Below are 21,680 nucleotides of genomic sequence, written 5' to 3' on the forward strand. Positions count from 1 at the left end.
CCTCCGGTGGCCTATCGCCCGCGCCCCGTGGACGTTACGGACGTCAGGGAACCGGCGGCATCACGGTGCCCATCGCACCCGGTGTTCCGCGAGATGCGACAGCACGGCATGGTTCGCTTCCCAGCCGTCGGGGAATTTCACCGTGACGCCCAGCTGGACCGGTTCCGTCGACGGGTGCTCGTCCAGCAGGTCGGCGACACCCTCGCGGCAGACCACGATGCAGGCGTGGCGGTGGCGGGAGGCCAGTACGCACAGCCGGCCCGTCTCCAGATGGAACGCCGTGGCGTCCGGGCGGCCGGACAGTGGGTGCAGGACCACCGTCACATCGAACTCGCGGCCCTGGAGCCGGTTCGCCGTGTCCACGGCGACGCCCGTCACGCCGAGTTCCGCGAGCGCCGCCCGTACCGCCGCGGCCTGGTCCCGGTGGGCCGTGCCGACCGCGACCCGGTCCGCCGTCACCGGAGCAGGGGCGGGGGAGCGCTCGCTCGTGGCCGCGCCGCCGCGGTCCAGCAGCCTGCGGACCACCTGGGCCACCGCCCGTACCGCCTCCGGATCCGTGCGCGGGGTGTGCCGGGCGGGGAGCTCGAGCAGGCCCCAGCCGGACTCCGCGGCCCGGTCCAGCACCCGGTCCGGGGCGGAGCCGTCCGACGCGACGCCGAACGACAGCCGCCGGTCGCCGTGGCCGGTGCCGCTGCGGAACGGGGTGTACGGGTAGAAGGCGTCCGAGACCAGGGGGGCGGCCGACGCGGGCAGCCGCCACGACACCGGCAGCCGGTGCTGCGGCAGGTGCGGGTTGTGCGCCAGCAGCGTGGAGACCGCGCTCGCCGACGGGTCGTACGACAGCCCCGCCCACTGGTCCGCACCGACGATCGAGAACGGGTCCAACTGGCCCGGATCGCCGACGAACAGCGCCCGTTCGAAGAGTCCGGCGACGGCCAGCAGTGCGTCGGAGCGCATCTGGTACGCCTCGTCGACGATCGCGTGCCCCCACGGCTCGACGTTCTTCACATGCGCCCACTTGGCGGCCGTGGAGATGACGACGTCGAGTCCGGCGAGGTCCGCCGCCTTCGCCGACTTCCGTACGTTGGCCAGGTCGTCGAGGGCCTTGTCGTAGGGGTCCGCGTCGTTGCTGTGCAACCGGCCGACCGGAAGCCCCGGTTCCTTCTCGGCCAGCCGGACCACCAGGTCGTCGACCTGGGCGTTGGTCTGCGCGACCACCATCAACGGACGCCCGGCAGCCGCCAGTTCGAGCGCGGCGCGCACCACGAGTGTCGACTTGCCCGCGCCCGGCGGGGAGTCCACCACGATGCCACGGGCCGTGCCGTGCAGAGTGTCGTCGAGGATCGCGGCGGTGGCTCGTCCCGCCGCCGCGCCCGGGTCGAATACGGCGGTCACAGAAGGTCCTCCGCGGTCACGGGGTCGGGCTTCTCGGCGTGCCCGGCGGCGGCGCCCGGCGGGCCGCCGTGCGTCCAGGGAGTGTCCTCCGGGTCCGGCAGCTTCGGGCCGCCGCGCTGGTCGTGCTCGAACAGCGTCCACGCGATCCGGTCACCCGGCTCCGGCAGCGAACCGGGAGCCGGCTCCTTGCTCCGGCCCATCCGGTCGGTGATCCGCAGCACGAGCAGGCTCTCCTCGGCCGATGCGGCATCCTCGGCCGCGTACGCCACGAACTCCGCGGTCTGCGGCCTGCCGTCCAGCGAGCGGTACACCTTCGTCCGCTCACCGAGATGCGGGCGTTCGGCCGTCCGTACCGTGACCAGCGGGCGCGGTGAGGGCCGCTTCGACTCGCTGTACGCCATCACCACCTCGGTCACCTCCCCGACGAACGCCTCGCCGGCCAGCCGCCGCCCGGCCAGCACCAGCGGATCGTCCAGCGCCTCCTGCGCCTCCAGCTGCGCCTGCGCCGTCTCCCGCGACGCGAGCTTCTGCGCTGCCGTCACCGCGTCGTCCCGGCGTGGCTGCGGCGGCTCCCCGGACCGGACCCGGTCCCGGTGGCCGGTGAACGACCAGCGGTCCCGGGTCCAGCGGTCCTCGGACCTGGCCCCGGGCGGCAACTGCGCCAGCAGGTCCAGCCCCCGCCACACCGCGTCCCAGGTCGGCCGCATCACCCCGGCGAGAAGCGATCCGATCTCCCGTTCGGCCGCCGTCAGTGCGGCGAGCCGGGCATCGGCCGCGACCCCGTCCTCGGCGGCCGCGAGTGCCGTACGCGCCCGGTCGTACTTCTCGATCGCCGGGGCGAGCAGCCGGTTGTCGAACGCCGGGTCCGTCGCCGGACCGGCCGGCGGGCACACCAGCCGGCCGTCGCCGTCCCGCTCCAGCTCGGCCCGGAGCGCGGCCCGCGCCCCGGACTCGCCCGTCGGCGGATCGATCCAGGCGAGGAGCGCGCCCAGATGCTGGTCCTCCAGCGAGGACTGACCCGTCGCCCAGTGCCGGTTCAGCAGATCGGTCATGGCCAGGAGCAGCGAGGAACCCGGCACCCGGGCCCGCTCCCCGTAGTGGGTCAGCCAGCGGCCGAGCAGCGGGACACGGGCCGGGGCCGGGTACGGGGTGTCCGGATCGTCCTCGGCGGTGCGCCGGAACCGCATGGAGCGGCCGAGGAGTCGCACGAAGTCGATACCGGCCCGGCTCGGCACGATCAACTGCGGTGCGTCCGCGCACAGTTCGACCTCGACCTTGACCTTCTTCCCGGTCTCGGGGTCGGTCTCGTTGCGCTCGGCCGGCTCGACCACGTCCGCGTACGACTCGATGTGCGGCAGGACCGCCTCGGCCAGGTCGGCGAGGAAGGCGAACCGCAGATCACGGTCGCGCGGCTGGGCCACGGTGAGCAGGCGTGGCGCGTCCCGGTCGGTGCCCACGAGGGCGCCGAGCGGGGCGCCCGCCTCACCGGCGGTGGTCAGCGGGACGAGGACGAGCGGCCGGTCGGTGAGATGGCGGTGCCGAACGGTGGCCAGCGGCTGCGCCCGCCCGCTCTCCACGGCCTCGAGCCGGGCCAGGGTGCTGATCAGCGACATACGGCGCCGCCCTCCGGAGCCACCGGGCCGGTCGCCCGCTGGTGAGGCAGGGGGCCGGTCGCCCGTGCCGCTGAGCCGGCCGTCTGCTCCAGCGCCTCAGCGCGCAGGGCCGCCGCGCGGCGCAGGGCCGCGGCCGTCGGGTCCGCCGGGTCGCCCTCCTTGCCCGCGGCCGCGGCCAGCACCGCGGTGACCGTGGTCAGACCGCCGAGCTCGCCCCGCACGCTCCGCCCCAGCGCCTCCACCGCACCGGCCGCGCGCGCCGTGGCCCGGCAGTGGAAGGCCAGTTCGCAGGCGGCCAGGCACTCGGGTGCGTACGCCGCCGTCACCGATTCGACCGCGGCTGTCAGCTCCTGCGGCGAACACTGCGGGTCGAAGGTGGTGCCCTCGGGCAGGGCCGCCGCGATGTCCTCGATCCGGGTCAGCCGGGTCAGCTGCCGGCGGGTGACCGCCCGCTGCTTGCGCACGTCCACGACCGACGCCGTCGGCAGGTTGGAGAAGTCCTTCGGGCAGACCAGCAGCACCCGGTGGCCGACATCCGCGCCGTCCGTGACCGCCGCGATCCGCTCCAGCGCCAGGACGTACACGGCCGCCTGCCGGGCGGCCGCGCCGACCTTCGCCGCGTCCGCCGAACTGTCGATCATGGGGAACGACTTGATCTCCACGACCGTCCACCGGCCGTCGGGGTGCACCACCACCGCGTCCGGCTCCAGATAGGCGGGCGAGCCCGCCACCTCCAGGGCCAGCATCGGATGGTCGAGCAGCGCCCAGCCACCCGCCCCGGTCGCCTCCCGCAGGGCCAGCGCCGTACGCGCCGCGCGCCCCTCGGGGCCGGCCGCCGTCAGATCCGGCACCCGGACCTTGCGGGGCGTCTCGCCACCGCCGCCGAGCCGCTCGTGCAGCAGCCGCATCAGTTCGGTACCGCCGTCGGCCTTCACCTTCGCCTCGAAGGCGTTGCCCCGCATGAACGCGAACTGCGACTGACCGAACGCGGCCGGCGAGCCGAGCGCCGTGGCCAGCACCGCCTTGTCCACCCCGGCGCCGTCCAGCAGGGCGCGCCGCCTGCAGCCGGGGTTGGCGGCGAGCGCGGCCAGCGCGCGGGCGTCGAGCGGATGCGGGGCGACGGCCGGACCGCGCAGCTCAGCGAGCCGCTGCCGGAGTGCCGTCGCCGGCTGCGTCGCCCGATGCTGCGGCATCGGTGGAGTCTGCGGAGGAGGTCCGCTGGCCGGGAATTCGCTCACCCGCGGAAGTCTTGCATCCGGCACTGACAATCGGGGACTTCGCGACGGCGGGGGCCGGTGCGAGCCGGGCCCGTACGCCGGCGACGGCCTGGTCTGCGAGCCGCATCACCGGCCTGGTCAGCAGCGCTCCGGCACCCATCACGGCAGCGCCCGCGAGCGCGTCGAGGAAGTAGTGGTTGGCCGTGCCCATCACGACGAACGTGGTGACTATCGGGTAGGCGACACCCGCGGCGCGTATGAGCGGATGCCGCCCGTGGCGCCAGAGGAGGATCCCGCACCACAGTGCCCAGCCGACGTGCAGGCTCGGCATCGCGGCGTACTGGTTGGTCATCCAGCCCATCCCGCGCGGCGCGCTCGCCTCGTTGCCCCACCAGCCGTACGAGCTGTACTGGGCCATCGTGTCCACGAAACCGTGTGTGGCGTGCAGCAGCCGCGGCGGGCACGTCGGCAGCAGTGCGAAGCCGATCAGGCCGAGCAGTGTGGAGGTCATCAGCCACGTGCGGGCGGTGCGGTACACGGCCGCGCGGCGCCGGTAGATCCAGATCAGGACGGCCGGGGTGACCAGGTAATGCAGTGAGGCGTACGCGAAGTCGGCGGGTATGCCGATGGACGGATGGGCGGTCATCAGCCGGTTGAGCGGATGCTCCGCGTTGAGGAAGAGCGCCTTCTCGAGGTGCAGTATGCGCAACCCGTGGTCGACAGCGGTGGCCACATCGCTGCGGACCAGCAGCCGGCCGGCCGAGTAGATCGCGTACACCACCGCGATCAGCGGCAGCTCGGCCCACCAGCGAGGCCGGTGGCTCGGCGCGGGCGCGGTGCTGGCAAGCGGCATCCGGAAGCTCTCCATCATGTGTTCATGCTGCCGAGGACGGCCGTTCAACCGTACGGCGCGGATCGGCCACGAATTCCCCGGGGGTCCTCTGTGGATGCCCCGGTTCGTGCGGAGATTTCTCCGCGGGTGGATGGACGCCCGTTCGGGCCCGGAGGTTGCCTACCGGTGACGTGCGCGATGATGGAAAGGCGGATGACCGTCCCTGTTGTCGTTGTCTCCCGTTCATGTCTCAAGATCCATATTTCAAGATCCAAGAATCAGGGAGAGCCGTCATGGCACCGCGAATCCTGCTCGCCCGGCACGGCCAGACGGAATGGTCCGTGAAGGGCAACCACACCGGCAGGACGGACATCCCGCTGCTCGACGCGGGACGCGAGGGCGCCAAGCTCCTGGGTGAGCGGCTGCACCGCAAACCGTGGGCGGACCTGCCCGGCCTGGAGGTCCGCACCAGCCCGCTCGTCCGTGCCAGGGAGACCTGCGACATCGCCGGCTTCGCGGACCGGGCGCAGCCGTGGGACGCGCTCATGGAGTGGGACTACGGGGCGTACGAGGGCATGACCCCGGCCGAGATACAGGCGATCCGGCCGGGCTGGTTCATCTGGCGCGACGGGGTGCCGGAGGGCGAGACGCTGTCCGGACTGTCCGCCCGGGCGGACGAGATCGTCGACTGGGCGCGCTCGGCCGACCGCGACGTGCTGGTCTTCGCGCACGGCCACATCCTGCGGGCGCTGGGGGCGCGCTGGCTGGGCGAGGACGTGTCGTTCGCGTCGCGCATCCGGCTGGACCCGACGTCGCTGTCGGTGCTGGGGTGGGCGTACGGGGCGCCGGCGCTCGAACGCTGGAACGACACGGGGCACCTGGACCGGTAGACCCGGCCGAACCCGGCGCGTCCGGCGACCGGGGCGGAACCGGTGCACGGGACCCGGGTGCGGATCGCGTGGGGGCGGCCCCCCGGAGGGGCACCCCCGCCACCCGCACCGTGCCTCATGCCTCCGCCCCCACCTCCTCGTACCGCTCCAGGAACTCCGCCACCTCCGGTGACCCCCGCTGGGCCCGCAGTACCTGTACCGCTCCCGCCAGCATCGCCCGGATCCGGGAGGACCGGACCTGGGACAGCAGGTCGAGCACCTGGTGCCCCGCCGTTGCCGCCTCCGCCGCCGCCCCCGCACGGGCCAGGTCCGTCGTCAGTTCGGCGCGGTACAGCGCCATGTTCCGGGTGAAGTGCGGGTCCTGGAGCCGGGTGGCCCGCCGCGCGTGCCGGGCCGCCCGCGGCCAGTCGCCCAGCGCGGACCAGCACTGCGCCTCCAGCATTTCCAGCTCCGCCTCCCGGAAGAACGTCATCCACTCCGGATCGGCATCGGACGCCCCACGGCCGAAGGCCTTGTGCGCCCGCCCCAGCGCCCTTTCGCACCCGCTGCGGTCACCGAGCCCGGCCCTGCCCCCCGCCTCCCGCAGTGCGAGCAGCGCCAGCAGCTGCGGTGAGCCCAGTGGCCCCGCCGCCCGCTGCCCGGCCTCCGCCGCACGCACCGACTCGCGGGGCCGCCCCGTGTCCCGTGCCAGGAACGACGCATTGCAGAACGCGTGGGCCTCCAGCCCCGCGTCCCCGGCCACCCGCGCGGTGGCCAGCGCCTCCGCGTAGTGCGAGCGGGCGTCCTCGAAGCGCCCCGAGTCGTGGGCCAGCCACCCCACCGAGATGGCCAGCTCGCCGGCCCCGGCGTGCAGCCGGTCGGAGGTGGAGCGGCGGGTGGTGGTCCCCGAATCGAGCAGGGCGTACGCCGCCCGCAGCGGCTGGGCGGCGCGCCGGTAGAGGCCTCCGCCGCCGTGCCGGTCGTCCAGCAGCCGGATCTGCCGTACCGCCTTCTCGACGGCAGTCACCTCGGCCTCGCCCACCCGCCGCTGTACGGGCACGGCTGCGGCGGCGATGGCTGTGGTGCCCAGGCCGAGACCCAGGGATGCGGCCGCCATCGCGGTGGTGCCGCTCGTCATGAATACGCGACGCAGCACGTCGCTCTCCTCGTCGGTGTCGCTGTGGAGCGTGGGGGGTGGTGGGATGTCGGGACGGCCGGGGGTGTCGTCGGCGGCTCTCGCTCCCCGGCCGCGCACGGTCTCGCGCGCCGAGAAGCCCAGGTCCGCCAGGGTCGCCCCGGGGAACATGTGGAGGAAGACCCGTTCGTAGGCGTAGTTGGGGCAGCGGATCTCGCCGGATTCCACGCGTCCGATGTACCGGGCGTCGCATGCGACCTGCTCGCCGATCTCGCGGGCGGACCTGCGTACCGCGGCGGCGAACTCCCCGGCGGAGCGCGGTCCGCGCAGTTGTCGGAAGGCGAGGTTGGGGACTGCCCCTGTCGACACCATGGCTGGGCCCTCTCTGGTGCAAGCCGGGAGCCTGTTCCGGTGTCCCGGCGGAGCAAGAACGTACCTGCTGTGACAGCTCGCACACGCAGCGTTTGCCTACAAAACGGATATCTCACCCATGATCTGCCATGAACTGCCACCCTTTGCGGCGGTGCAGCACCGTAGCCCTTGACGCGGGCGGCGCGTTGGTCCATGTGGAGACGGAGTCTGGCTCCATCTGGCGATGAGAGGAGAGGTCCCTTGTTGCACCTCGGCACGGAGTCCGGCTCGCGGACGAATGCGACGACCTGTACGGCGACGACCGATTCCGGGACGACGGGGTCCGAACCCGCCGAGTCCACCGGCCCCGCAGAGCCCGCAGGCCCGGCCGGGCCCACCCACCCCACCGCGCCCGCGGGTCCCGTCGAGAGCGCCGCTGCAGGGCCCGGCACTCCTCTTGCCGAAGGCCCCTGCGATCTGGTGACCGTGCCGGCCCGCCAGGGCCTGGAGGCCGTGGACATCCTGCGCCGCGGCGCGGACCAGGAGGCCGTCGGCCCGGTTCTGCACGACGGCGCCTGCGCCACCCTCGGTTTCCTGGTGCCGCCGGGCACCGCCGAGGCCTGGGACGTGCCGGGCAGTGCCTGTACGCAGACGAACGGCCGCGGGCTGCGGATCCCCGCGGAACCGCCCGTCTCCGGCTCCGGCTGGCTGCTGCCGCCCGCCGACGACGCCCCGGTCACCGACCCGGCCGCGCTGCGCGCCGCGCTCGACCAGGCGGCCCGGCTGATCGAGGCGGCCGACAACTGCCGCTGAGCCGATAATGGCCAGGTGGGCGGGTTTCCCCGCCGCTGCCGGTCCTGCACCGGCCCGGGCGATGATCAGTGAGTAGGGACGAGCGCACGTGGCACGTCGAGGTGGATCGAGCGGCGGCGCAGGCGGCCGGAAACGGGCGGAGCGCACGTCGGACCGCGGCTCCGGCCGCATATCCGACCGCAAGCCGGAGACCCTCGCCGAGACCGTCGACGGCGGCCTCGCCGAGCTGATCCCCGACCGGGAGCGGGCGCACGCCTGGACGCTCACACTCGACGGCGCCCCGCAGTCCCACGTCGACCTCGACGACCCCTCGTACCTCTCCTTCGCCTACCAGCGCCGGATCGGTCACATCGCCGATCTCGCCGCCCCCGCCCAACAGCCCCTGCACGTTGTGCACCTGGGTGGCGGCGCCTTCACTCTCGCCCGCTACATCGCGGCGACCCGGCCCCGATCCACCCAGCAGATCGTCGAACTGGACGCGGCGCTCGTCCAACTCGTGCGCCGGGAGCTGCCGTTGGACCCGCAGGCCCGGATCCGGGTCCGTTCCACCGACGCCCGCGCCGGTCTCGCGAAGATCCCGGACGACTGGGCGGATCTCGTCATCGCCGACGTCTTCGGCGGAGCCCGCACACCCGCCCACCTCACCAGTGCCGAGTTCCTCACCGACGTACGCCGGGTCCTGAAGCCCACCGGGCAGTACGTGGCCAACCTCGCCGACGGTCCGCCGCTGGCCCATCTGCGCGGCCAGATCGCCACCGCCGCGACCGTCTTCCCGGAGCTGGCACTCGCCGCCGACCCGGCCGTGCTGCGCGGCCGGCGCTTCGGCAACGCAGTGCTGCTCGCCTCGGCGCTGCCGCTCAAGGTCGCCGAACTGACCCGCCGGGTCGCCACCGACCCGCACCCCGGACGCGTCGAACACGGCAAGGAGCTCGTCGATTTCACCGGAGGCGCGGCGGCGGTGAGCGATGCGGACGCCCGGCCGTCACCCGCGCCGCCGCCCTCCGCCTTCCAGTGACCGGCCGGTGATCAGGCGATCTCGACCATCGGCGGATGGCCGTTCCAGGTGCAGAAGACCGACACCGTCGTCCCGTCGTCGGTGGAGAAGTCCACCCGGATCCAGCTCGGCTCCGTCCAGACCTGCATCGACCAGCCCGGATCCGGGGTCGCCGAGACCAGCTTCGCCGAGTGGGCGTAGAGCTCGAACACGACCCGGCCGCCGTCCGTCGGGTAACTCTTCACCGTGCCGGAAGGGTTGGCCGGGCGTGCGGACGAAGGGCTGCTCACCGGGGTGCGGGAGGGGCGCGGGGACGTGGTCGCGGACGGCTTCGGAGTGGTGCGAGGGGTGCTGCTGGATGTCGCGCTCGCCGACGGCTGCGGGCGCTTCGTCGAGGACGACAGTGCCTGCGACCCGCTGCGGCCGGAGCGGGCGTTCGCGGAGATGGGCACCGCGCGCGGCGGGTCGTACGCGGTTCCCGCCATCACCGTGTGCACGCCCCACCACGACAGCGTGACCGCCGCCCCGGTGGCGAGCGACCACGCAAGCGCGTGTACGAGTCCTCGTTGCATCCGGCACATCCTGCACCAACGAAGCCGGTGCTGTCCTGAGGAGGACCGACGACCGGTCCATGGCGTACGGTGCCGCCCATGCCAAGTGTGCTTGTGGTCGAGGACGACCAGTTCGTACGATCCGCCCTCATCCGGCACCTCACGGAGGCCTCCCACACGGTACGGAGTGTCGGCAGCGCGCTCGAAGCGCTGCGCGAAGTCGCCCATTTCCGTTTCGATGTGGTCATTCTCGACCTCGGCCTGCCCGATCTCGACGGCGCCGAGGCGCTGAAGATGCTCCGTGGCATCACCGACGTACCCGTGATCGTCGCGACCGCGCGGGACGACGAGAGCGAGATCGTCCGGCTGCTGAACGACGGCGCCGACGACTATCTGACCAAACCGTTCTCGGTGGAGCACCTGTCGGCGCGGATGGCCGCCGTCCTGCGCCGCGCACGCGGCGCAGGGGGCGAGGCGTCGTCGGCGAGCGTCATACAGGTCGGCGGGCTCTCCATAGATCCGCTGCGGCGCCAGGCCGAACTGGACGGCAACGCGCTCGACCTGACCCGCCGCGAGTTCGACCTGCTGACGTTTCTGGCCGGGCGCCCCGGGGTCGTCGTCCCGCGCAAGGAGCTCCTGGCCGAGGTCTGGCAGCAGTCGTACGGTGACGACCAGACCATCGACGTCCATCTCTCCTGGCTGCGACGGAAGCTGGGCGAGACGGCCGCCAGGCCGCGCTATCTGCACACCCTGCGCGGCGTCGGCGTGAAACTCCAGCCCCCGGCCCCGGAGCGGCCCGCATGAGATGGGCCCTGGTCAAGGTGTGTCTGGCCGTCACCGCGATGGTCGTCGTCGCCTTCGCCGTACCGCTCGGCCTCGTCGTCAAGGAGATGGCCCGCGACCGCGCCTTCTCCGACGCCGAACGGCAGGCCGCCACGATCGGTCCGACGCTCTCCATCACCACCGACCGCGCCGAACTGGAGACGGCCGTCCTCACCACCGAACCGGGGGCCGCGGGCCGGATGGCCGTCCACATCCCGGCCTCCGCGGAGCCGGACAGCCGGCCGGTCGAGATCGGCACCCGGCGCGCCACCCGCAAGGACCTGGAGACCGTACGCACCTCGGGGCGTGCCTCGATCAGCGAGGTCGCCGGCGGCTCCGCGCTGCTCCAGCCGACCGCGCTGGGGTCCGGGGGCATCGCCGTCGTCGAGGTGTTCGTGCCCGAGGGCGAGGAGTCCAACGGGGTCACCACCGCCTGGCTGATGCTGGCCGGCGTCGGTATCGGGCTGATCGTCGGCTCGGTCGCGGTCGCCGACCGGCTCGGCGTACGGATGGTGCAGCCCGCCCAGCGGCTCGCGAGCGCCGCCCATGACCTGGGGGAGGGCCGGCTGGGGACCAGGGTCCGGGAGGAGGGGCCGACCGAACTGCGCTCCGCCGCCGTCGCGTTCAACTCGATGGCCGACCAGGTCGTCCAGCTCCTCTCCAACGAACGGGAACTGGCCGCCGACCTCTCGCACCGGCTGCGCACCCCGCTCACCGTCCTCCGCCTCAACGCCGCCTCGCTCGGCGAGGGCCCGGCCGCCGAACAGACCCGGGCCGCCGTCGAGCAGCTGGAGCACGAGGTCGACACGATCATCCGTACCGCCCGCGAGCAGCGCCCGCCGACCCAGGGGCTGAACGGCGGGCCGGGGGCCGGCTGTGACGCCTCCGAGGTGATCCGGGAGCGGATGGACTTCTGGTCGGCACTCGCCGAGGACGAGGGGCGCGAGGTGCGTCTCGCGGGGGTGGACCGTACGGTGCGCATCCCGGTCGCCCGGCCCGAACTGGTCGCCGCACTCGACGCGTTGCTCGGCAACATCTTCCGGCACACCCCGGAGGGCACCGCCTTCGCCGTCGACGTGCACCACAGCGGCGACGCCGTGATCGTGCTGGTCTCGGACGCGGGCGGCGGCATAGCCGACCCCAAGGCGGCCCTGGCGCGCGGCGGAAGCGGCGGGAGAGGGGCGCAGGGCTCGGTGGGCTCGACGGGACTCGGGCTCGACATCGTCCGCCGCGTCGCGGAGTCCACCGGCGGCGATGTGCTGATCGGCCGGTCGGTGCTCGGCGGCACGGAGGTCCGCGTCTGGATCTGGCTCGACGGCCGCCGGCCCGGGCAGGACGGGAGAGGCCGGGGCGGGCGCGGCCACCGGGTGGGCCGGCAGCGTCGCGGCCTGCGGTTCACGGGTCGGGCTTAACCAGTACCGATGCGCCCCTTAAGCCAACCCTAAGAACGTCAACCAGCGTCCGGATCAGGGCATTTGCCGGTTTCGGTGCCGCTAGCGTGCTGCCGCATCCCCACATCCGTAGGACTCCCGTAGGACAAGAGGCAGGCACGCAATGGGCACCAGCACGCACCGGCGCACGGCGAGCACCAGGACCAAGGCGATAGGCGCCGTCGTCGCGGCGGCCGTGATCGGCTCCACGATCTTCGCCCTCACCGGTACCGCCCAGGCCGCCGCGGTCGGAGCTGCGTACACCAGGACCAGCGGCTGGACCGGCGGCTACACCGGGCAGTACGTCGTCACCAACGACACCGACACGGTCCAGTCGGACTGGACACTCGAATTCGACCTGCCCGCGGGCACGACGATCAGCTCCCTCTGGAACGGCGACCACACCGTCAGCGGCAGCCACATCACCGTGAAGCCCGCCGACTGGAACAAGAAGCTGGCCCCCGGCGCGTCGGTCACCGTCGGCTTCGTCACCACCGCGGGCGGCACGGCGGCGGACCCGACCGGGTGTCTCATCAACGGCGCCAAGTGCTCCGTCGACACGGGCGCGACGCCGGAGCCCAGCGGCCGCCCGACCGGGACCGCGACCCCGACCCCCACGGCCACCCCCACGACCGAGCCCTCACCGACCGCCACGGCGACGACCCCCACGCCCACCCCGACCCCCACGGCGACCGACGGCGGCGGTGGCGGCGGTGGCGGCACGGCGGGCGGAGCGGGCTTCGCCCCGTACGTCGACACCTCGCTCTACCCGGCGTACGACCTGGTCGACACCGCGACCGGAACCGGGGTGAAGGAGTTCAACCTCGCCTTCATCACCTCCGGTGGCAGCTGCACCCCGCTCTGGGGCGGCATCACCGGCCTCGGCGACGACCACGTCGCCTCCCAGATCGGCGCGCTGCGCGCCAAGGGCGGCGACGTCCGGGTCTCCTTCGGCGGCGCGGCCGGCTCGGAACTGGCACTCAACTGCACCTCCGCCGCCGACCTCGCCACCGCGTACGGCAAGGTCATCGACGCGTACAAGCTCACCAAGGTCGACTTCGACATCGAGGGCGGCGCGCTGCCCGACACGGCGGCCAACTCCCGCCGCGCCCAGGCGATCGCACAGCTCCAGAAGTCCCACCCGTCCCTGGACGTCTCCTTCACCCTGCCGGTCATGCCCGAGGGCCTCACCCAGCCGGGTGTGGATCTGATCGCCGACGCGAAGAAGAACGGCGTCAAGGTCGGTGCGGTCAACGTCATGGCGATGGACTACGGGGCCTCGTACGGCGGCGACATGGGCTCGTACGCGATCCAGGCGGCGACCGCGACGCAGGCCCAGATCAAGGGCGTGCTCGGGCTGTCGGACGCGGCGGCGTGGAAGGCGGTGGCGGTCACCCCGATGATCGGTGTCAACGACGTCACCACCGAGATCTTCAAGGTCGAGGACGCCACGCAGCTGGTGAAGTTCGCCCAGGAGAAGGGCCTCGGCCGGCTGGCGATGTGGTCGGGCACCCGCGACAAGCAGTGCGCGGGCGGGGCGCAGCCGTACGCGGATGCCTCGTGCAGCTCGATCGTTCAGGAGCCGCTCGCCTTCACGAAGGCGTTCGGCGCGTACAAGTAGTCACCCAGCCCCACAGACCGCCACCCCCCGCGCGCATCCCGGCCGGCCCCACACCCCCCACATCCGGCCGGGGTGCGCCCCCCCATGTGTCGTGCGGGCCCCGCCGCCCCACTCGGTCACCGCCGCACGGCCGGGACCGATGCCGTGAGGACCGACGTGTCCTGGCCCGGCGCCCGGCACCGTTCTCCGACCGGTCCGACCCGGCACTCCGCGTACGTCCTTGCCGGACTGCCCTGCCCCGTCGCCGTCGCGTGCCGGGCGACGTCGCCGATCCCCACCTCGATCGCCGCAGCCGCACCCGTGACGCGGCCAGGCTCGCCGTCACCGCCGCCCGGGCCGTCTCCCGCACGGTGCATTCGTCGAGGTACAGGAGCCGCGCGGCCGGAGAACGGCTGCACGCGCCCACGGCGCACGAGCCCTACCGGCCCCTCACCCTCACCCTCACCCGGGCGGGAAGCGTGAACGGCGGGCCCGCGCGAACCCGGCGGCTGCGGGTCAGAATGAGCCGTGCCCTCCACGGGCAGGGACCCGGATCGCCAAGCCCGCCGAGCAGGAACGCGAGGAGGTCACGGGCGGTCACGCGGCCGTGACTCCCGCAGTGATCCATCACCACATGTCACATCTTTGGTGGATGACCGGTCATAAGGGTGAAAGCTTCACCTGGGATCGCTACCCCGAGGAGAACGACGTCGTGAACAAGCCAGTACGTGAGCCTGCGGCTCCAGAGCTCACGCGGGCGACGGCCAACCCGCCCTTCCCCTGCGAGCTGGGTCCGGAGGGCCCTGGGAAGGCCCTCGGCGATCTGCAGGCGGCGCCCGTCGAGAAGCCCGAGGTGCGGGAGAAGTACGTCACGGCGCCCGCCGGGGTCGGTGATTTACCGGTACGGATCGTCAGGACCGTCGATGGAGGGGAGCACGCCACCGGTCGTCCGCCACGTCCACGGCGGAAGCCGGCCCATCGGCAGCGCGGGCACCCGCGACCGCCTGGTGTGCGAGCGGCGGCTGCCGTCGTCCCTGCTGCCGCCCGGCCGCCCCGTGGCGGGCCTCGGCTTCGGAGAAAGAAGGCGGACAGGCCCCCGACCGCCCTCGCCGGGCAACGCCCCGTTCACCTTCCGGTGGGCGGCCGGGCGTGAATCGGGTATGACCAAGACCGCTCCCGGAGGCGGGCGGAAATGTGGCACGGTCGTCGGGACTCGGCGTGACCGGCTGGGCGGACCGTCCCCAACAAGCCATTGGCCTGCGGTTTTACGGAACGGCGCACGTTCTCGGTCGATGCCTTCGGGATATGGCAAGACCTGGGCGGGACACGATCTCGTGACCTGCAGGACACACTCGGGCAACGGAAGCGTCTTCAACTCTTGACACCCACCCCCTCAAGGCAGGAACCTTCCGACAACGACGCATGGGAGCGCTCCCACATCGTGCGGGGTTTTCCCGCTCGAAACGGCACTGCCCGTGTTCTCCCCCCTGAACCATTCGGCACCCGCACTCACCAGTGCGTATGCCGCGCAGTCAGAACGCCAGTCACATCCTGGAACAAGGAGTAGTGGAATGCGTATCACCCGCACCGTCGCCGGTCGGAGCCGCAGAGCCGCGGTTCTGGTCACCACGGGCCTGACAGCCTCGGCCCTGTTGCTGACCGGCTGCAGCAGCGACTCGGACTCATCGGACAACACGGGCTCTGATGCGAACGGGAAGATAACGCTGACCGTCGCCGACTTCGGGCAGTTCGGCTACAAGGAAGCCGGCCTCTTCGCCAAGTACCACGAGCTGAACCCGAACATCACGGTCAAGGAAGACGCCACCGCCGACGAGAAGGTCTACTACCCCAAGCTGCTCCAGCAGCTGAACTCGGGCAGCGGCCTGTCGGACGTCCAGGGCCTCGAGGTCGGCCGGATCAAGGAGATCGTCGACACCAAGGCGTCCGCCTTCGCCGACCTCAGCAAGGTGATCAACGTCGACGACTGGGTGTCCTGGAAGGAGAAGCAGGCCACCACGGCAGACGGCGCGGTGATCGGCGCGGGCACCGACATCGGTCCGATGTCGCTCTGTTACAACACCGACCTCTTCAAGAAGGCCGGTCTGCCGACCGACCCCAAGGAGGTCGCCGCCAAGGTTGCCGGCGGCTGGGAGGACTACCTCAAGCTCGGTGAGGAGTACAAGAAGTCCGCCCCCAAGGGCACCTTCTTCATGGACTCCGCGAGCGCGATGTACAACGCCGTGGTGAGCTCCAGCCCGAAGCAGTACTACGACGAGAGCGGCAAGCCGATCTACAAGGAGAGCCCCAGCGTCAAGCAGGGCTGGAACCTTGCGGCCGAGGCGGCGTCGAAGAAGCTGACCCAGGGCCTCGCCCAGTTCAGCCCGCCGTGGAACGCCGCACTGCGCAAGAGCACCATGGCCACCGTGGCCTGCCCCGCGTGGATGGCCGGTCAGATCTCGGTCAACGCCGGTGAGGGCAACAAGGGCAAGTGGAACATCACCACCGCCCCCGGGGCGACCGCCGCCAACTGGGGTGGCTCGTTCCTCGCCGTGCCCAAGTCGGGCAAGCACGTCGACGAGGCCACCAAGCTCGTCAAGTGGCTGACCGCCCCCGAGCAGCAGGCCGCCGTCTTCAAGGCGATCGGCAGCTTCCCGTCCAACAAGCTCGCGTACGACCTGCCGGACGTGAAGACCGCGAAGCTGGCGTACTTCAACGACGCCCCGATCGGTGAGATCTACGCCGGCGAGGCCAAGTCGATCCCCGAGACCGTCCTCGGCCCGAAGGACGGCATCATCAAGGACACCATCTCCACCCAGATCAACAACATGGAGCAGCGCGGCACCAGCCCTGACGACGCGTGGAAGGCTGCGACCAGCTCGATCGACAAGGCGATCGGCTGACCGTCGCCGGTGCGGGCGGCCCCCAGGAGCCGCCCGCACCGGCACGCGTACAGCCCCGCACTCGGGCACATCGAAGCACGGCAACTCAGCAACGCAGGGAAGGACTCCCGCCCGTGGCCACCTCGACTCCCACCCGGGACGCATACGCTCCGCCACCCGGCGGTTCCCAGCAGCCACCGCAGATCTCCCGTCGGCGGACATGGCGGAGCCGGCTGTGGCGGTTCGACGACAAGGCATCGCCGTACGCCTACATAGCCCCGTTCTTCCTCGTCTTCGGCGCCTTCGGGCTCTATCCGCTGCTGTACACCGGATGGATCGCCCTGCACCGGGTGGAGATGACCGGCCTGGACCAGATGGAGTGGGTCGGCTGGGACAACTTCGACAAGATCCTGCACGACTCCGAATTCTGGACAGCCGTCAGCAACACCTTCCTGATCGGGGTCATGTCGGCGGTCCCGCAGCTGCTGGTCGCGCTCGGCCTGGCCCACCTGCTGAATTACAAGCTGCGCGCCAGCACCTTCTGGCGGACGGTCATCCTCACCCCGTACGCCACCTCCGTGGCCTCCGCGGCCCTGGTCTTCGCCCTGGTCTTCCGCACCGACGGCGGTCTGCTGAACTGGGTGCTGGAGTTCGTCGGCCTCGGCCACACCAACTGGGCCAACGGCCACTGGACGTCCAAGATCGCCATCTCCATCATCGTGATCTGGCGCTGGACGGGCTACAACACGCTGATCTATCTCGCCGCCATGCAGTCCGTGCCGTCCGATCTGTACGAGGCGGCCTCGATCGACGGCGCCTCGCGCTGGCAGCAGTTCCGCAAGGTGACCATCCCTTCGTTGCGGCCCACGATCCTCTTCACGATCGTCATCTCGACCATCGGCTCCATGCAGCTGTTCGGTGAGCCCCTGCTGCTCGAGGGCGGCACTCTCGGAGCCACCGGCGGCAACGAGAATCAGTACGAGACGCTCAGCGTCTACCTCTACAACTACGGCTGGAATCTGGGGCACCTCGGTCCGGCCGCCGCAGTGGCCTGGGCGATGCTCGCCCTCCTGCTGCTCATCGCCGCGGTCAACTGGCTCATCGGCCGCTTCGTACGCAAATCCGCGGTCTGACCGGGAGCGATTTCCATGACCATGACCAGCCCCACCAAAGCCCCGGAACTCGGCATCCCGCAGCCGGTCCACCGGGCGACGCGGCGCCCGACCCGCTTCGTGCCGGGCGCGGGCAAGCAGCTGCAGGGCGGCCCGTTCGCCTATATCGCCCTGGCCGTCGTCGGTATCGGCTCGCTCCTGCCGCTCTACTGGACCCTGGTGGCCTCGTCCCACACCCAGGACGAGGTACTGGCCTCCACCCCGCCCTTCCTGCCGGGCGGACGGCTGTTCCACAACCTCGACGCCGCATGGAACCAGGCGCACCTCGGCAAGGCGATCGTCAACAGCATCGTCGTCTCCAGTTGCATCACGGTGGCGACGCTCTTCTTCTGCACCCTGGCCGGCTACGCCTTCGCCAAGATGCGCTTCAGGGGCCGCGGCGCACTGATGGCCGGAGTCATCGCCACGCTCACGATCCCGCCGCAGCTCAGCGTCGTCCCGCTGTTCATGATGATGTCCGACATCGGCTGGGGCGGAAAGCTGGAGTCGGTGATCTTCCCGACGCTGGTGAGCGCGTTCGGTGTCTTCTTCATGCGGCAGTACCTGCTCGAGGCCCTGCCGTACGAGCTCATCGAGGCGGCCAAGCTGGACGGCGCCAACAACTTCCGCATCGTGCGGAGCGTGGTGCTCCCGGTGGCCCGCCCGGCGATGATGGTGCTCGGGATGCTCACCTTCGTACAGGCGTGGAACGACTTCTTCTGGCCCTATCTCGCCCTGAACCAGCAGAACCCGACGCTTCAGGTGGCCCTCGGCCAGCTGAGCGCGTCCTACACCCCCGACCAGAGCATCGTCATGGCCGGGGCACTGATCAGTACGCTGCCGCTGCTCGTGGTCTTCGTGATCTTCGGCAAGCAGATCGTCGGAGGGATCATGTCCGGCGCCGTCAAGGGCTGACCGACGACGCCCCGGCCTCCGGGTGACGCTCCGTCACCCGGAGGATGCCTCCTCGCGTCCCGGCCGTCCCGCACCACCCCTCCTCCCCTCTCCCTCCGCCTGCCTCTGTTCCGTCCACTCATGGGAGCGCTCCCGCATGACTGCCGTACGACCTGACACCACCCCGAAGCCGGCATCCGAGGCAACGAACTCGCCGACACTCTTCCCCACGGGCTTCGTCTGGGGCGCGGCCACGGCCGCCTACCAGGTCGAAGGAGCCGCCGCAGAGGGCGGCCGCACCCCTTCCATCTGGGACACCTTCAGCCACACCCCGGGCAAGGTCCTGAACGGCGACACCGGCGATGTCGCCGCCGACCACTACCACCGCTACCGCGACGACGTGGCGCTGATGAAGGAGCTGGGTCTCAAGGCCTACCGCTTCTCCATCTCCTGGTCCCGGGTGCAGCCCACCGGCCGCGGTCCCGCCGTGGAACGCGGCCTGGACTTCTACCGCAAGCTGGTCGACGAGCTGCTCGAGGCGGGCATCACCCCCGTCGCGACCCTCTACCACTGGGACCTTCCCCAGGAGCTCGAGGACGCGGGCGGCTGGCCCGAGCGGGCCACCGCCGAGCGCTTCGCCGACTACGCCGCCATCATGGCCGGCGCCCTCGGCGACCGTATCCCCATGTGGACCACCTTCAACGAGCCGTGGTGCTCGGCCTTCCTCGGTTACGGCTCCGGTGTGCACGCCCCGGGCCGGACCGAACCGGCGGCCACCCTGCGCGCGGCACACCATCTCAACCTCGCCCATGGCCGGGCGATCGAGGTACTGCGCAATCAACTCCCCGCTGGAGCGCAGACCTCGATCACCCTCAATCTGCACCAGGTCCGTCCGCTGACCGACAGCGCCGCCGACGCGGACGCCGCCCGCCGGATCGACGCCGTCGGCAACCGGATCTTCACCGGCCCGATCCTGCGCGGTGCGTACCCCGAGGACCTGATCGCCGACACGTCGCACCTGGTGGACTGGTCGAAGCTGGTCCAGGACGGCGACCTGGCCGCCATCTCCCGTCCGATCGACGTACTGGGCGTCAACTACTACACGCCCACGATCGTCTCCACGCCCCAGGAGGGCCAGGGCGACTCCCGCGACGACGGCCACGGCAACAGCGACCACTCCCCGTGGACCGGCTCCGAGCAGGTCGCCTTCCACCTCGCCGAGGGCAAGAAGCGCACCGCGATGAACTGGGCGATCGACCCCAACGGGCTGTACGAGCTGCTCATGGACGTCACCCGCGACCACCCGGGTCTGCCCCTGATGGTCACCGAGAACGGTGCGGCCTTCGAGGACCGTGTCTCGCCCGAGGGCACGGTCGAGGACCCGGAGCGGATCGAGTACCTGCGCGGCCACCTCGGTGCCGTCCAGCGTGCCGTCGCCGACGGCGCGGATGTCCGGGGCTACTTCCTGTGGTCCCTGATGGACAACTTCGAGTGGGGATACGGGTACTCCAAGCGGTTCGGCGCCGTCTACGTCGACTACGAGTCCCAGCGCCGCATCCCCAAGGCGAGCGCCCACTGGTACTCCGATGTGATCCGCCGTCACGCCCTTCCGGCGGCCCCCGATCTCGCCTAGGGTCTTTCGTTTGGATCAGGCTGGATCAGGGAGCGGGGGCTGGTGCGTGCAGCTGCAGGGCGGAGGAAGGAGCCGACGCGGAGCGGCGGTGACTGACGACGACGCGGCAGAAGTGCGATCCGGACCCCGCGAGCCCAGCATGATCCAAACGAGAGGCCCTGAGGGGTAGCCGCAGGCGCACCCGACTGACGACGGAGACCCGGCCCGCGCCGGGTCTCCGTCGTTTCCGTACATCCGTTCCCCCTGGTCACCTGCACCCCTCGCTGTCATCACGTAGAGTGGGAGCGCTCCCATGAGTGGGGCCCGGCACATCCGGTGGGACCGGACGGATGCCGAGGGGTCCAACGGGTGGACTTGGTTTGGTCATCCGACTGTGAGAAGTTGACCGCGAACGGGAGGCAGCCATGGCGGCAGGGCGGGTACGGAGCGGCGGGCGGCCCACGCTCGAAGAGGTTGCGGCACGGGCCGGAGTCGGGCGCGGCACGGCCTCGAGGGTCATCAACGGCTCGCCGCGGGTCAGTGAGCACACCCGCGAGGCGGTCGAAGCTGCTGTCGCCGAGCTGGGATACGTGCCCAACCGTGCGGCCCGCGCGCTCGCCGCCAACCGTACGGACGCCATCGCCCTCGTCGTGCCCGAGCCAGAGACCCGCTTCTTCGCCGAACCGTACTTCTCGGACATCGTCCGCGGTGTCGGCGCGGCCCTCGCCGACACCGAGATGCAGTTGCTGCTGACCCTCGTCGGCAGCGACCGCGAACGCAAGCGGCTGGCCCAGTATCTGACCGCGCACCGCGTCGACGGCGTGCTGCTGGTCTCCGTGCACGCCGACGACCCGCTGCCGGACCTGCTGGAGCAGCTCGGCATGCCGGCCGTGATGAGCGGCCGCAGATCCGCCTCCGAAACGCTCGCCGCGGTCGACTCCGACAACTTCGAGGGTGCCCGCAGCGCCGTCGGCCACCTGATCTCCCGAGGGCGCCGCACCATCGCCACGATCACCGGGCGCCTCGATGTGTACGGTGCGCAGCGCCGCGTCGACGGCTATCGCAAGGCGATGGCGGCGGCCGGTCTCGGCCCGGTGGAGCAGCTGATCGTCCCCGGTGACTTCACCGAGGAGGGCGGAGCCCGGGCCATGCGCGACCTGCTGGCCCGCCGCCCGGACGTGGACGCGGTCTTCGCCGCCTCCGACGTGATGGCCGCGGGCGCCCGTCAGGTGCTGCGGGAGGCCGGCCGGCGGATCCCGGACGATGTGGCGCTCGTCGGCTTCGACGACTCGGCCGTGGCCCGCCACATGGACCCCGCGCTCACCAGTGTGCGCCAGCCCATCGAGGAGATGGGCCGGGCGATGACGCGGCTGCTGCTGCAGGAGATAGCGGGCGAGAACGAGGAGCGCCCGCAGATCGTGCTCCCCACCGAACTGGTCGTCCGCGATTCGTCCTGACCGTCACCCGGCGTCCTGGCCGGGTGACGACCGTCACATGCAGGACTTGTGAGGGGGGCTCAGCC

The 21,680-nt window shown here is 71.6% G+C and carries 17 protein-coding genes; 11 read left to right on the forward strand and 6 right to left on the reverse strand.

Annotation, left to right across the window (positions count from 1 at the left end; genetic code table 11):
• Window positions 1–60: 60 nt before the first annotated feature.
• The 4 genes from OG878_RS25330 to OG878_RS25345 are packed head-to-tail and all read right to left on the reverse strand — an operon-like array spanning window position 61 to window position 5,078.
• The gene (locus OG878_RS25330) at window positions 61–1,395 is read right to left on the reverse strand and encodes an AAA domain-containing protein (RefSeq protein ID WP_328888894.1); all 1,335 of its coding nucleotides are present in this window, start codon (window positions 1,393–1,395) and stop codon (window positions 61–63) included.
• Window positions 1,392–3,008, reverse strand: a complete 1,617-nt coding sequence (locus OG878_RS25335) for a hypothetical protein (RefSeq protein ID WP_328888895.1) — start codon at window positions 3,006–3,008, stop codon at window positions 1,392–1,394. The genes OG878_RS25330 and OG878_RS25335 overlap by 4 nt, the downstream gene beginning before the upstream one ends.
• Entirely contained in the window at window positions 2,999–4,246 is a 1,248-nt protein-coding gene (locus tag OG878_RS25340; RefSeq protein WP_443049167.1) for a hypothetical protein, read from the reverse strand. The genes OG878_RS25335 and OG878_RS25340 overlap by 10 nt, the downstream gene beginning before the upstream one ends.
• A complete protein-coding gene (locus tag OG878_RS25345) occupies window positions 4,146–5,078 on the reverse strand; it encodes a phosphatase PAP2 family protein (protein ID WP_328891379.1) in 933 nt (310 codons plus the stop codon). Before OG878_RS25345 ends, OG878_RS25340 begins: the two co-directional genes overlap by 101 nt.
• A gap of 272 nt (window positions 5,079–5,350) precedes the next feature.
• Here OG878_RS25345 and OG878_RS25350 point away from each other — a divergent pair, with 272 nt between their 5' ends.
• Window positions 5,351–5,947, forward strand: coding sequence for a histidine phosphatase family protein (locus tag OG878_RS25350; protein ID WP_328888896.1), 597 nt, complete (start codon window positions 5,351–5,353; stop codon window positions 5,945–5,947).
• A 115-nt stretch (window positions 5,948–6,062) separates the two neighbouring features.
• Here the strand turns inward: OG878_RS25350 and OG878_RS25355 are convergent, their stop codons facing one another.
• Window positions 6,063–7,433, reverse strand: coding sequence for a tetratricopeptide repeat protein (locus tag OG878_RS25355; RefSeq protein ID WP_328888897.1), 1,371 nt, complete (start codon window positions 7,431–7,433; stop codon window positions 6,063–6,065).
• 240 nt (window positions 7,434–7,673) lie between these two features.
• Here OG878_RS25355 and OG878_RS42340 point away from each other — a divergent pair, with 240 nt between their 5' ends.
• The gene (locus tag OG878_RS42340) at window positions 7,674–8,225 is read left to right on the forward strand and encodes a hypothetical protein (RefSeq protein ID WP_443049168.1); all 552 of its coding nucleotides are present in this window, start codon (window positions 7,674–7,676) and stop codon (window positions 8,223–8,225) included.
• 88 nt (window positions 8,226–8,313) lie between these two features.
• Entirely contained in the window at window positions 8,314–9,240 is a 927-nt protein-coding gene (locus OG878_RS25365; protein WP_328888898.1) for a spermidine synthase, read from the forward strand.
• An 11-nt stretch (window positions 9,241–9,251) separates the two neighbouring features.
• Here the strand turns inward: OG878_RS25365 and OG878_RS25370 are convergent, their stop codons facing one another.
• Window positions 9,252–9,791 (reverse strand): hypothetical protein, encoded by a 540-nt coding sequence (locus tag OG878_RS25370; RefSeq protein ID WP_328888899.1) that lies wholly within the window; start codon window positions 9,789–9,791, stop codon window positions 9,252–9,254.
• Between the two features lie 78 nt (window positions 9,792–9,869).
• Here OG878_RS25370 and OG878_RS25375 point away from each other — a divergent pair, with 78 nt between their 5' ends.
• The 8 genes from OG878_RS25375 to OG878_RS25410 all read left to right on the forward strand — a co-directional run bounded on the left by OG878_RS25375 (window position 9,870) and on the right by OG878_RS25410 (window position 21,615).
• On the forward strand, window positions 9,870–10,574 hold the full coding sequence (locus tag OG878_RS25375) for a response regulator transcription factor (RefSeq protein WP_328888900.1): 705 nt from the start codon (window positions 9,870–9,872) through the stop codon (window positions 10,572–10,574).
• The gene (locus OG878_RS25380) at window positions 10,571–12,004 is read left to right on the forward strand and encodes a sensor histidine kinase (protein WP_328888901.1); all 1,434 of its coding nucleotides are present in this window, start codon (window positions 10,571–10,573) and stop codon (window positions 12,002–12,004) included. Before OG878_RS25375 ends, OG878_RS25380 begins: the two co-directional genes overlap by 4 nt.
• Window positions 12,005–12,146: 142 nt before the next feature.
• Window positions 12,147–13,643, forward strand: coding sequence for a glycoside hydrolase family 18 protein (locus OG878_RS25385; protein ID WP_328888902.1), 1,497 nt, complete (start codon window positions 12,147–12,149; stop codon window positions 13,641–13,643).
• Window positions 13,644–15,193: 1,550 nt separating this feature from the next.
• Window positions 15,194–16,522 carry an ABC transporter substrate-binding protein gene (locus OG878_RS25390; protein WP_328888903.1) on the forward strand — a complete coding sequence of 443 codons (1,329 nt, stop codon included), beginning with the start codon at window positions 15,194–15,196 and terminating at the stop codon, window positions 16,520–16,522.
• A gap of 113 nt (window positions 16,523–16,635) precedes the next feature.
• The gene (locus OG878_RS25395; RefSeq protein ID WP_328888904.1) at window positions 16,636–17,634 is read left to right on the forward strand and encodes a carbohydrate ABC transporter permease; all 999 of its coding nucleotides are present in this window, start codon (window positions 16,636–16,638) and stop codon (window positions 17,632–17,634) included.
• A gap of 15 nt (window positions 17,635–17,649) precedes the next feature.
• The gene (locus tag OG878_RS25400) at window positions 17,650–18,567 is read left to right on the forward strand and encodes a carbohydrate ABC transporter permease (protein WP_328888905.1); all 918 of its coding nucleotides are present in this window, start codon (window positions 17,650–17,652) and stop codon (window positions 18,565–18,567) included.
• A 136-nt stretch (window positions 18,568–18,703) separates the two neighbouring features.
• Window positions 18,704–20,179 (forward strand): GH1 family beta-glucosidase, encoded by a 1,476-nt coding sequence (locus tag OG878_RS25405; protein ID WP_328888906.1) that lies wholly within the window; start codon window positions 18,704–18,706, stop codon window positions 20,177–20,179.
• Window positions 20,180–20,583: 404 nt separating this feature from the next.
• Window positions 20,584–21,615, forward strand: coding sequence for a LacI family DNA-binding transcriptional regulator (locus OG878_RS25410; RefSeq protein WP_328888907.1), 1,032 nt, complete (start codon window positions 20,584–20,586; stop codon window positions 21,613–21,615).
• Window positions 21,616–21,680: the final 65 nt, after the last annotated feature.

It is taken from the genome of Streptomyces sp. NBC_00316 (assembly GCF_036158715.1).
GTDB lineage: Bacteria > Actinomycetota > Actinomycetes > Streptomycetales > Streptomycetaceae > Streptomyces.

What these genes read in the sequence shown, in the direction of transcription:
- OG878_RS25335 (WP_328888895.1), bottom strand. Translation starts at nt 3,008, where the DNA reads ATGTCGCTGATCAGCACCCTGGCCCGGCTCGAGGCCGTGGAGAGCGGG.
- OG878_RS25345 (WP_328891379.1), bottom strand. Translation starts at nt 5,078, where the DNA reads ATGCCGCTTGCCAGCACCGCGCCCGCGCCGAGCCACCGGCCTCGCTGG.
- OG878_RS25350 (WP_328888896.1), top strand. Translation starts at nt 5,351, where the DNA reads ATGGCACCGCGAATCCTGCTCGCCCGGCACGGCCAGACGGAATGGTCC.
- OG878_RS25355 (WP_328888897.1), bottom strand. Translation starts at nt 7,433, where the DNA reads ATGGTGTCGACAGGGGCAGTCCCCAACCTCGCCTTCCGACAACTGCGC.
- OG878_RS25370 (WP_328888899.1), bottom strand. Translation starts at nt 9,791, where the DNA reads ATGCAACGAGGACTCGTACACGCGCTTGCGTGGTCGCTCGCCACCGGG.
- OG878_RS25375 (WP_328888900.1), top strand. Translation starts at nt 9,870, where the DNA reads ATGCCAAGTGTGCTTGTGGTCGAGGACGACCAGTTCGTACGATCCGCC.
- OG878_RS25380 (WP_328888901.1), top strand. Translation starts at nt 10,571, where the DNA reads ATGAGATGGGCCCTGGTCAAGGTGTGTCTGGCCGTCACCGCGATGGTC.
- OG878_RS25385 (WP_328888902.1), top strand. Translation starts at nt 12,147, where the DNA reads ATGGGCACCAGCACGCACCGGCGCACGGCGAGCACCAGGACCAAGGCG.
- OG878_RS25390 (WP_328888903.1), top strand. Translation starts at nt 15,194, where the DNA reads ATGCGTATCACCCGCACCGTCGCCGGTCGGAGCCGCAGAGCCGCGGTT.
- OG878_RS25400 (WP_328888905.1), top strand. Translation starts at nt 17,650, where the DNA reads ATGACCATGACCAGCCCCACCAAAGCCCCGGAACTCGGCATCCCGCAG.
- OG878_RS25405 (WP_328888906.1), top strand. Translation starts at nt 18,704, where the DNA reads ATGACTGCCGTACGACCTGACACCACCCCGAAGCCGGCATCCGAGGCA.
- OG878_RS25410 (WP_328888907.1), top strand. Translation starts at nt 20,584, where the DNA reads ATGGCGGCAGGGCGGGTACGGAGCGGCGGGCGGCCCACGCTCGAAGAG.